The organism is Embleya sp. NPDC059213, assembly GCF_042754445.1.
Lineage (GTDB): Bacteria > Actinomycetota > Actinomycetes > Streptomycetales > Streptomycetaceae > Embleya.
In genome coordinates, this window is sequence record NZ_JBHZAV010000092.1 from 26414 (window position 1) to 36910 (window position 10497).

General features: G+C 71.5%; 12 protein-coding genes. 8 read left to right on the forward strand and 4 right to left on the reverse strand.

All coding sequences use genetic code 11. From position 1 onward, the window contains the following. The gene (locus ACFXMF_RS28970) at positions 1–951 is read left to right on the forward strand and encodes a hypothetical protein (protein WP_379990437.1); all 951 of its coding nucleotides are present in this window, start codon (positions 1–3) and stop codon (positions 949–951) included. A 1107-nt stretch (positions 952–2058) separates the two neighbouring features. Here ACFXMF_RS28970 and ACFXMF_RS28975 read toward each other — a convergent pair. Further along, the gene (locus ACFXMF_RS28975; RefSeq protein WP_161360502.1) at positions 2059–2292 is read right to left on the reverse strand and encodes a DUF4287 domain-containing protein; all 234 of its coding nucleotides are present in this window, start codon (positions 2290–2292) and stop codon (positions 2059–2061) included. 169 nt (positions 2293–2461) lie between these two features. On the opposite strand from ACFXMF_RS28975, the gene ACFXMF_RS28980 reads away from it, so the two are divergent. Continuing rightward, complete coding sequence (locus tag ACFXMF_RS28980) at positions 2462–2833, forward strand: hypothetical protein (RefSeq protein WP_360308473.1); 372 nt, start codon at positions 2462–2464, stop codon at positions 2831–2833. A 53-nt stretch (positions 2834–2886) separates the two neighbouring features. On the opposite strand, the gene ACFXMF_RS28985 is transcribed toward ACFXMF_RS28980, so the two are convergent. From ACFXMF_RS28985 to ACFXMF_RS28995, 3 genes are all read right to left on the reverse strand, one after another. After that, positions 2887–3474 carry a hypothetical protein gene (locus ACFXMF_RS28985; RefSeq protein ID WP_360308476.1) on the reverse strand — a complete coding sequence of 196 codons (588 nt, stop codon included), beginning with the start codon at positions 3472–3474 and terminating at the stop codon, positions 2887–2889. Between the two features lie 209 nt (positions 3475–3683). Next, positions 3684–4904 (reverse strand): acetyl-CoA C-acetyltransferase, encoded by a 1221-nt coding sequence (locus tag ACFXMF_RS28990; RefSeq protein WP_360308479.1) that lies wholly within the window; start codon positions 4902–4904, stop codon positions 3684–3686. Between the two features lie 156 nt (positions 4905–5060). Next, positions 5061–6137 (reverse strand): SGNH/GDSL hydrolase family protein, encoded by a 1077-nt coding sequence (locus tag ACFXMF_RS28995; protein WP_360308482.1) that lies wholly within the window; start codon positions 6135–6137, stop codon positions 5061–5063. Positions 6138–6402: 265 nt separating this feature from the next. On the opposite strand from ACFXMF_RS28995, the gene ACFXMF_RS29000 reads away from it, so the two are divergent. The 6 genes from ACFXMF_RS29000 (at position 6403) to ACFXMF_RS29025 (ending at position 10268) form a co-directional block, all read left to right on the forward strand. After that, positions 6403–7779 carry a cystathionine beta-synthase gene (locus tag ACFXMF_RS29000; RefSeq protein WP_360308485.1) on the forward strand — a complete coding sequence of 459 codons (1377 nt, stop codon included), beginning with the start codon at positions 6403–6405 and terminating at the stop codon, positions 7777–7779. 156 nt (positions 7780–7935) lie between these two features. Next, on the forward strand, positions 7936–8499 hold the full coding sequence (locus ACFXMF_RS29005; protein ID WP_360308488.1) for a GNAT family N-acetyltransferase: 564 nt from the start codon (positions 7936–7938) through the stop codon (positions 8497–8499). A gap of 88 nt (positions 8500–8587) precedes the next feature. Next, positions 8588–9217, forward strand: coding sequence for an XRE family transcriptional regulator (locus ACFXMF_RS29010; RefSeq protein WP_360308491.1), 630 nt, complete (start codon positions 8588–8590; stop codon positions 9215–9217). Between the two features lie 12 nt (positions 9218–9229). Next, on the forward strand, positions 9230–9352 hold the full coding sequence (locus tag ACFXMF_RS29015; protein ID WP_268812492.1) for a hypothetical protein: 123 nt from the start codon (positions 9230–9232) through the stop codon (positions 9350–9352). A gap of 55 nt (positions 9353–9407) precedes the next feature. Then, a complete protein-coding gene (locus ACFXMF_RS29020; RefSeq protein ID WP_360308494.1) occupies positions 9408–9728 on the forward strand; it encodes a hypothetical protein in 321 nt (106 codons plus the stop codon). A gap of 297 nt (positions 9729–10025) precedes the next feature. Then, positions 10026–10268, forward strand: a complete 243-nt coding sequence (locus ACFXMF_RS29025) for a chaplin (RefSeq protein ID WP_360308497.1) — start codon at positions 10026–10028, stop codon at positions 10266–10268. The last annotated feature ends 229 nt before the right edge of the window (positions 10269–10497 follow it).

Sequence of the window (10497 nt, forward strand, 5' to 3'; positions counted from 1 at the left end):
ATGGATCGCACGAATCTCACCCGGCCGGGCGGTGACTGGGACGCGTTGCGCCTGGACGTCCCGGAGTCGGCGCGACCGTCGCTGCGCCTGCTGGCGGCGCACAACCGCAGATTCGTACTGATCGACACCTCCGCCGAAAGCGGCCCCGAAGCGTACGCACCCTCGCCGCTACCGACACCGGCCCCACTGCTCCTCGCCGAGGTCGACCCCGAGTGGTACGGCGTGGACTACCGCTGCCCCACCCCGTACCGCTCCCCGCTCGCCCCGCTGCGGGCCGCCGAGGCACGCGCCGTGGGTACGGTGAACGACCCGGCCTGGTACCCCCGTTGGGCTCACCGCATGGCGGACGAGCTGAGCCGGAACGGGCCGCTGTACGGCGGCACGTGGGTGTTGTCGCGGGACATCGATCGCACTCGACTGCGCTTCCCGGAGTTCGCCGCGCCGACCCTGCCTTCGTGGCCCGAGGGGCACATCGACTTCAACGCGCACACCTACCACTACTGGGAGATCCTGCCACTGCACCCGCTCGCGTCGGCCGAGGACGGGCGGGTCAAGGCGTATCGCAAGCAGGTCCGGGACGGCTCGCTGCCACCGGTCCTGGTGTGGTGGGTCAGCATGCTCCAGACGCACCTGGTCCTGGACGGCCACGACCGCCTGGCCGCGTCGCTCGCCGAGGGCCGGGTACCACCGCTGTTGGTGCTCTCCCGCCCGACGGAACACGACGTGTATGTGGCCGGTCCGGTGGACGGCTACGAGCGCCGCATGACCGCGATCGCCGATGTCCCCGAGGTCTCCGCGAGCAACGCGGTACGCGACGCCGGCCGGCAACTCGCCCGAGACCTCTTCCGCCTCCGCGCCGGCTACGGCCTGACCCGAGCCTGGCCCCTCAAGGGCGGCGTACCCGCATGGCAACACCTGGTGGCCCGACACGCCCCCGACTGGACCCTCTGACGTCGACCCGGTCAACTCCCCGACCAGCCCCATCGGTCCGTTCGACCCGACCAGCCCCGTCGGTCCGACCGCCCCGGTCAATCCCATCGGTCCGATCGACCCGGTCCGTACCACCCCGAATCCGCACGTCGAGCACCGCCGCCGCCCCCACCCGCCGATCCCGCACCGCCTCGGCCCGCACCGCCGCGTGATACAGCAACCCCGCCCCCACCTCGCACGGCACCCGGTAGCGCACCGTCCACACCACCTGCGCCCCCGGCCCGATCGGCACACCAGGCTCCGGATCCACCACCACGACCCGCTCCGGGTCGAACACCCGCCCCCGAAACCACTCCGCCGCGCCCCCACGATTACGCACCACCAGCCGCCCCTCGACCACCTCCCCGAGCACCGCAGCCACCCGCGCCCGCTCGAACCCGACCTGCACCGCAAGCCCCGAATCCCCCACCCGCTGCCCGGCCAGATCCGCCCCGCACAACACCCCCTCGCAATACCCATGCCACGCATCGGCCACCGACGCCCCGCACAACCGACAACTCCCCATCAACCCCACAACCGCCCCCAACCGCAGCTCCCCCCACCCCCCGAGACGCCCAACCATCACCTCCCGTTCCATCCCCGCCCCCACCCGACAAACCCCCTCCGCGCTCCCCTTCCCCCCAACCCCAACCTCCACTAACGTGCGCCCACACCCCAACCCACCAGCCCACCCAACACCCGAAAACACCCGCCCAAGGAACACCCCCACACACACCCGCAATCCAACCCAACCCTCAACCCCCTCCAGCCCATCCGCCGCTTGAGAGCAAGCCACCCCCGAAACCAGCCCGCCCGGCACTCGAGGACAGGCCGTCCACAGGACTCCCCAAACACCCACCGAACCACCCGACCCCCAACCCCTCCAGCCCGTCCGGCGCTTGAGGACAGGCCGTCCGCAGGACCCGCGCGCGCGCCCCCCCCCCCCCCCCCCACTTTTGTGTGCGCGAAGCCGCGCGGAGATGCGTGGAGATGCACGAAGATCTGCGGAGATCGGCGGAGTCGGGTGCGGTCAGCGTGGCAGGGGTCTTCGGTGGTGGATCGGTGGCGCGGCGGCCTCGGGGCGGGGGATCAGCTCACTCCACCCGGCGCGTGCCGGCGGCGGTCGTGCTCGCGGACGATGGCGAGGGCGTGCCCGTGTCCGAGGTTGTGCTCGCCCTGGAGCCAGGAGACCCGGTCCTCGAACCGGGAGAAGGCCGGACCGGCCTCGATTTCCTTGAACCAGTCGGGGAGTTCGCGGCCGGTGCAGGCGGGCACCCGGGCCACGAGGTTCCGGTGGGTCTCTTCGGAGAAGTGCAAGGACATAAGCGCCTCCGGTGAGCGTTCCGTTACCCGAGCGTGCATGACGGGCGAACGGTTGGCAAGCGGTCGAAGCCGACCCGCACGCGGTGTGCGCAATGGGTACGCTCCGGTTATGTCGTCCCGCATCCCCATCCCCCCGGTCGGGAAACCGTCCGCTTCCCTCACGGTTGACGTGGGCCCCTTCGTGAAGGAGTCCGGCGCGGTCGCCGATCGGCTTCGGCACCTGTCCGAGGCCCGGCTGAAGGCGCCGCTGACGGCTCGTCAGGAGACGGCGCCGAGCCGGGCCGGTGCGGCCCTCGCGTTGGCGCAGTGTCTGGCCGACCTGGCGGCCGCGGTCGAGGGCGAGCCGCTGCGCGAGGTACCGGACCTGGGCGTGTTCGTGGTGGGCGATCAGGTCGCGGTGACCTCCGGCGATCTCGCGTCGGCGCTGGCGCCGTTGGTCGAGGAACACGCGCTGATCCTGCAGGACGGCGAGCCGACGACGGCCGGTGACGTGGTGCGTCGGGCGCGGGAGATGGTGCGCGAGTTGTCGTCGGCGATCTGAGCGACACGCGGTGCCGGGAGTCGTGCCGCTCGGCGGGGGATTGCCGACCCGCCCTAGGCCGGCGGGCGCACGTACAGGCGATCGGCCAGCGCGTACGTGGTGTCCTCGTCCAGGCCGAAGGTCAGTGTCCAGCCGCCGCCGACCTCGGAGGTGCCGAGCAGGCGCACCGGCCGGCCCAGGGACAACGCGACGTCGATCAGCGACGCGGCCTCCGGGTCGCCCGGCATCACCACCAGCGAGCTGCCGTCGGCGAAGTCGAGCACGTCCAGCCCGCCGCCGCCGGGTGAGCCGGTGCGCACACGCGTGATCGGGGTGCCGCCCGCGACCAGGCCGGTCAGGTAGCCGCCGGTGAGGTGGGTGGGCAGCAGCGGGGTCAGGTTCTCCGACGGGTGCGGACGTCGGCCGCCGTCGTGGTCGCCCGAGTCGCCCGGGTCCGGCAAGTCGTCGCGTCCGAGCCCGGGAACGGTCAGCGGTGGTCGTTCGGCGTCTCGGCTGCGGAAGAGATGATCGACGAACGCCTGGTCCCAGATCTCCGCGGTCGCACCGGCACGGCGTCGCCGGGACAGTCGGCGCACGACGGTGGTCACCGCGACGGCGCACGCGGCGGTGAGCAGGACGGGGACGATGTAAGCGTTCGGCATGACGTGATCCGCAACCCTTGGCCAACCCGAGGAACAGCTTCCTCCATCCAGGGTCGCGCCGTCGGCGGCCGGCCGCCAGAGCGTGACGTCCCGACCGGGCGGGACCTTGGGCCGACCCGTTCGAGTGAAGTGCGGCGAAGCCCGCCCGGGGATGTCCGGACGGGCTTCGCGTGGCTTGTCTCGTCTTGCCGGTGGTACCGCCGGTGCCGCTAGCTGAGGCGTTCGAGCACCATGGCCATGCCCATGCCGCCGCCGACGCACATGGTCTCCAGGCCCCACTGCTTGTCGTGCCACTGCAGCGAGTTGATCAGGGTGCTGGTGATCCGCGCGCCGGTCATGCCGAACGGGTGGCCGATCGCGATCGCGCCGCCGTTGACGTTGACCTTGTCCAGGTCGAAGCCCAGGTCGCGGTAGGAGGGGATGACCTGTGCCGCGAACGCCTCGTTGATCTCGACCAGGTCGATGTCGGCCGAGGTCAGGCCGGCTCGGGCCATCGCGATCCGGGACGCCTCGACCGGGCCGTAGCCCATGATCTCCGGCGACAGGCCGGACACGGCGGTGGAGACGATCCGGGCGAGCGGGGTCAGGCCCAGTTCGCGCGCCTTGGTGTCGGACATCACGATCACCGCGGCGGCGCCGTCGTTGAGCGGGCAGGCGTTGCCCGCGGTGACCGTGCCGTCCGGGCGGAAGACCGGCTTGAGGCCGGAGATGCCCTCCAGTGTGGTGCCCGCGCGCGGGCCGTCGTCCTTGCTCACCACGGTGCCGTCGGGGAGCGTGACCGGGGTGATGTCCTTCGCCCAGAAGCCGTCCGCGATCGCCTGCTCGGTGCGGTTCTGCGAGCGGACCGCGAACTCGTCCTGCTCGGTCCGGGAGATGCCCTTGTGCTGGGCCAGGTTCTCGGCGGTGAAGCCCATCCCGATGTAGACGTCCGGGAGCACGCCCTGCTCGCGCGGGTCGGACCAGGTCGAACCCTTCTCGACGGTCTCGACGGTGCGGGCCGCGGCGTCGGCGAAGAGCGGGTTCTTGGTGTCCGGGAGCGAGTCGCTGCTGCCCTTGCCCCGGGTGCTGGTGACCATTTCGACGCCGGCCGAGATGTAGGCGTCGCCCTCGCCCGCGCGGATCGCGTGCATCGCCATGCGGGTGGTCTGCAGCGACGACGAACAGTAGCGGGTGATGGTGGTTCCGGGCAGGTGGTCGTAGCCGAGCATGACCGCGACGTTGCGGCCCATGTTGAAGCCCTGCTCACCACCGGGCAGGCCGCAGCCCAGCATCAGGTCGTCGATGTCCTTGGGGTCCAGCGCCGGGACCTTGTCCAGGGCGGCGCGGACCATGAGCGCGGTCAGGTCGTCCGACCGCAGGTCCTTCAGGGAACCCTTGAAGGCGCGACCGATCGGGGAGCGGGCGGTGGCGACGATGACTGCTTCGGGCATCGGGACTCCTTGTTGGTCTTTGCGGCCGTCGGTACGAGGACCCCGCAGGGACTCTCGTCGGTGCGGAAGCGCAACTGACGCTGAAGTTACTGCCTGGTAGTCGAAAGTGGGAGGGGTTGATCATGCGACCTGCCCCACGCCGTAACTGACGCCCAGTCAGATTTCTTCGGCCACATTACCCCGGGTGCCCTCGACCGGGGTTGGCGCAGTCCGCTCGATCTTCGAATCACCCTCGTCGGCGGCATCCGGGTCGGCGTCCGGATCCACCGTCGCGGGGGTGGGGATCTGCTGCCGGCGGCGGTGGCGCAGCAGTGCCCACCGCCCGCGCGGGCCGCGCTCGCGGCCGCCGACGTCGGTGCCGGTCACCTCGGTGCCGCCCTCGGCCGCGGCCTCGATCGCGGCCTGGGCGATCGGCAGCACGCCCTCGCCGCGGAAGCTGTCCGGGCTCACCTCGTCCAGCGGCCACAGGTCCAACGCGGCGCACACGGACGGCAACGAGGCCATCGCGGCGGTCGCGTATCCCTCGATCGAGGGATGGAAACGATCCGGGCCGAACATCGCCTTGGGCCGGGCCAGGAACTCGGGCCCCAGCAACGAGCCGAGCGAGACGGTACGACCGCCCGCCTCGACCACGGCGATGGTCTGAGCGGCGGCCAGGTTGCGGCTCCACTGCCGGGCCAGGTAGCGCAGCGGTTGGGCGATCGGCTCGATCGTGCCCAGGTCGGGGCACGTGGCCACGACCACCTCGACGCCGGAGGCGATCAGCCGGCGGGTGGCCTGTTCGAGGTGGCGCACCGACTCGGCCGGGCGCATCCGGTGGGTGACGTCGTTCGCGCCGATCATGATCATGACCACGTCGAGTTCGTGCCGCAGCGCGAGGGTGACCTGACGTTCCAGGTCCGAGGACTGGGCGCCGGAGAGCGCGACGTTGACCAGTCGTACCGGCACCTCGGCGACGGCGGCCAGGCCGGAGGCGAGCAACGCGCCGGGGGTCTGCATCGGGTCCTCGACACCGAGGCCGGCGGCGGTGGAGTCGCCGATCACCGCGAACGTGATCGGCTCGCCCGGCAGGTCGCCGTACATGCCGTCGGCGGTCGGCGGTTCGCCGTCGGGCTCGCCCACCGTGCGGCGGGCCATCCTCGCCTCGGTGTACAACACCGCGAACATCGCCCCGGTCAGCACTCCCACGCCACCGCCACCGAAGGCCGCGGCGGCCGCCACCCGACGGGCCATCCGAGTGCGCATCATCGCCGGGTACCGCGGCCGGCCGTCGTGTACAAGACCTCGGGCTCCTCCCCGTCGCGAACTCCACGCCGACCCTAACCGACCGTCAGGTTCGTCGGCGGCCGGCGAGGCGCGGTGCGGCGTGCGGCGAGGGTGCGGCTCCCGGCCGTGATGCCCGGTCCGGCGCGAAAGCGCCGACTAGGCTGGGACAAGCGCAATGTGAGGATTTTGGGCCATCCGGCCCCGGCTGATGCGCACTCATGGCGGAGGTTCCGTGCGGTACCACGAATCCATGCTCGACCTGATCGGGGACACCCCCCTCGTCAAGCTCAACTCCGTCACCTCGGGGTTGTCGGCGACGGTGCTGGCGAAGGTCGAGTACTTCAACCCGGGCGGCTCGGTCAAGGACCGGATCGCCGTGCGGATGATCGACGCGGCGGAACAGTCGGGCGCGTTGCGTCCGGGCGGCACGATCGTCGAGCCCACCTCCGGCAACACCGGAGTCGGGCTGGCGATGGTGGCGCAGCGTCGCGGCTACAAGTGTGTGTTCGTCTGCCCGGACAAGGTCAGCATGGACAAGATCAACGTCATGCGGGCCTACGGCGCCGAGGTGGTGGTCTGCCCGACCGCGGTGGACCCCGAGCACCCCGACTCCTACTACAACGTCTCGGACCGACTGGTGCGCGAGACGCCCGGCGCGTGGAAGCCCGACCAGTACTCCAACCCGGAGAACCCGCAGTCGCACTACCTCTCCACGGGGCCCGAGTTGTGGGAGCAGACCGACGGTCGGATCACCTGCTTCGTGGCCGGCGTCGGCACCGGCGGCACCATCTCCGGGACCGGGCGTTTCCTCAAGGAGGTCTCGAACGGCGGCGTGCGCGTGGTCGGCGCCGACCCGGAGGGCTCGGTGTACTCCGGCGGCAGCGGCCGGCCGTACCTGGTCGAGGGGGTCGGCGAGGACTTCTGGCCGACCGCGTACGACAGCGCCGTGCCGGACGAGATCATCGCGGTGTCCGACCGCGACTCGTTCCTGATGACGCGCCGACTCGCCCGCGAGGAGGGCCTGTTGGTCGGCGGCTCGTGCGGGATGGCGGTGGTCGCGGCGCTGCGTGCGGCCGAGCGGCTCGGGCCGGACGACGTGGTCGTGGTGCTGCTGCCGGACTCCGGCCGGGGCTACCTCAGCAAGATCTTCAACGACGAGTGGATGGCCGACTACGGCTTCCTGGACGCGGACCCGAACGTGGCCACCGTGGCCGACATCCTGGCCCGCAAGCAGGGCGACCTGCCCGCGCTGGTGCACGTGCACCCGGAGGAGAGCGTCGGCGACTCGATCGCGATCCTGCGCGAGTTCGGGGTCAGCCAGATGCCGGTGGTCAAGCCCGGCGCGGGGCACCCGGACGTGATGGCCGCCGAGGTGGTCGGCTCGATCGCCGAGCGCGACCTGCTGGACGCGCTGGTGTCCGGCCAGGCGTCGGCGGGCGACCCGTTGGAGAAGTTCATGTCCGCGCCGCTGCCGGTGGTCGGCTCGGGCGAGCCGATCGCCCGGCTCGCGCGGGTGCTGGAGCAGGCCGACGCGGCGTTGGTCCTGGTGCACGGCAAGCCGCAGGGTGTGGTCACCCGGCAGGACCTGCTGGGTCACCTGGCGGGCTGAGTCGGGCGTGTTTCGCCACCGGGGCGGCGACGTCACCGGATCGGTTCGTTCCGGACACGCCCACGTAGTCGATGCGTAACACCGCCTCGACACCGTGGGGGTTCGGCGGGGACGGACCGCGAGGGGACCGCTCCGGTGGCGAGAGGCGGTAGGGACATGACGGCGATTGCGATGCGGGGCCGGGCCCGGCTCACCGTGGTGAACGCGACCGGCGCGGGCGAGTGGCCGTCGCACGTACGGGTACGGGTCGCCCGCGCCCAAGACGCCGCGCGGGTGCGCGCGATGCACGAGCGGTGCTCGCCGGAGACCCGCCGATTGCGCTACTTCACCTCGGCGCCGCGGCTGCCGGAAAGCGCGCTGAACCGGTTGCTGGTGCCCGAACACGGGGTGAGCCTGGTGGCGGTCGCGCCCGACGGCGCGATCGGGGCGCTGGCCACCCTCTTCCACCCGGCGGCCGAGCCGGTCGCCGAGGTGGCGCTGTTGGTCGAGGACGGATGGCAGCGGCACGGGCTCGGGACCACGCTGCTGCGCTCGCTGGTCGAGCACGCGGCCGTGCGCGGGGTGAGCGACCTGCGGGCGCACGTGTTGCCGTGGAACCGGCGGATGCTCGCCCTGTTCGACCGGGCCGGGCTGGTCAGTCGGCGCGGGTACGAGGACGGCGTGGTGCTGGTGCGGGCCGAGGTGCCGGCGGGGGTGCTCACGCCGGGGCGCTGCGCCTGATCTGCGGGTGGGCGCGGCTACAAGGGTGGAGTTTGCCTCAGAGGCAAGTTAATTGCCTCTCTGGTCAACGCCTGCCTAACCTCGAAGCATGGTCGCTTCACCAAGCTACGACACCGACGAGCCGGAATCGACATCCGCCGAGACGGTACCGACCGGACTCGGCGATCGATTGCGCGCGGCTCGTCGAGCCAACGGGTTCAAGCTCGACGAGGCCGCGCGACTGACCAAGCTCTCCGTCGCCTATCTCTCCCGGCTCGAACACGAGCGCCGGCAGCCGTCGTTGCCCGCGCTGTTGACGCTGGCCCGGGCCTACAACACCACCGTCTCCGAACTGCTCGGCGAGGACAGTGCCTCGGCCGAGCCGGTGGTCCGGGCGCGCGCCGCCGAGCCGGTCGAGGCGCATGGCTGGACCTACTGGCGCGTGGGCAGTCCGCGCCGCGGCATGCAGGCGCTGCGGGTGCGGGTGCCGGCGGGCCGGGCGGACGGGCCGGGGCGGGTGCATCCGGGCGAGGAATGGCTGTACGTGCTGACCGGTCAGCTCCGGTTGACCCTGGACGGGGCCACGCATCTGCTCGCGCCCGGCGACGTGGCGCACTTCGACTCGGGCCTGGCGCATCGGATGGAATCCGCCGACGCGTACCTGCCGGTCGAGTTTCTGATGGTGCACGCGGCGCCCGCGTTGGTCGCGTTCTCGCCGTGCCTCCCTACGCATGTCTGAAGAGGAGTCGTCGTGATGGAGAGCGAGAAGAGCCGGGCGACCGGGATGTGGATCCGGATCGCGATCTACATCCTCGGATTCTCGGTCGTGTTCGGGGCGCTGATGTTCACCGCGGTGACCTACGGCCACCGCTGAGTGCGCGGCGCGTCAGCGCGCCGGCGGCCGGGCGCGGGCCCGTAGGCTCGCGCTCATGGAAAACGCGACTTCCACCGACTCCACGACCCGCTACATCCGGCTCAACCTCGAAATCGTGCTGGAGGTCACCGACGCCGACGCGCTGCGGGCCGCTGCGCTGGACAGCGTCAAGGCGGACGAGGAGCTGTCACCGGGCGACCGGGCCGACGCGACCGCCGCGATCGAGAGCGACCTGGCCGAGTCGGTCTCGTACCTGATCGACCCGTTCAGCCTCGTCGAGGACATCGCCGGCACCGAGCTGAGCGAGGCCGGCTGGCAGTCCGAGGGGGCCGAGTACCTGCCCGAGGACGACGACGAGGACGCCGAGGACGCCTGACGTCCCGACGGTTCGTGTCCGGGGTGAGGACCGGGCGCGGCCCCGACCTGTGCAGACCCGTACGCATTTTCGTTCCGCACGCCCCGCGAAGCCTCGGCTTTGCGGGGCGTCGATCGTTGGCGGTGGGGGTTCGCTCGGGGAGTGCGGGGGCGCCCGGCGCCGGCGTACGGCGCAGGCGCCTGTCCCCGCAGGGGTGAACCATGGGCCAACCGGGCGGTCGGGCGTTGCTCGGTGGCGGGGGGCTTCGTTGTCCCACGTGCCGCATCCGTTCGTGCGGCACTGTGACATGGAGGAAGAATGAACACGGTCAAGAAGGCGGCCTTCATCACCGCCGCAGCCGGTGGCATCCTCGCCGCGGGCATGGGTGCTGCCAACGCGAGCTCCGACGCGGACGGTGCGGCCGTCGGGTCGCCGGGTGTCGTCTCCGGGAACAACATCCAGGTGCCGGTGCACGTCCCGCTGAACCTGTGTGGCAACAGCGTCAACATCGTTGGCCTGGTGAACCCGGCGTTCGGGAACGTTTGCCTCAACCAAGGCTGAGGTTGCGCGTGTGGGGCGCTGTGCCGGGTGGCCGGTGCGGCGCCCTTTGGCGTTCTCGGGTTGTGTATTCGGGCCTCATGCGCCGGCCGGGCTGGGTTCGCCTCAAGCGCCGGCGGGGCTGGGTGGCCTCATGCGCCGGCCGGGCTGGGTTCGCCTCAAGCGCCGGCGGGGCTGAGTGGCCTCAAGCGCCGGCCGGGCTGAAGGGGCTGGGTGGCCTCATGTGTCGGGC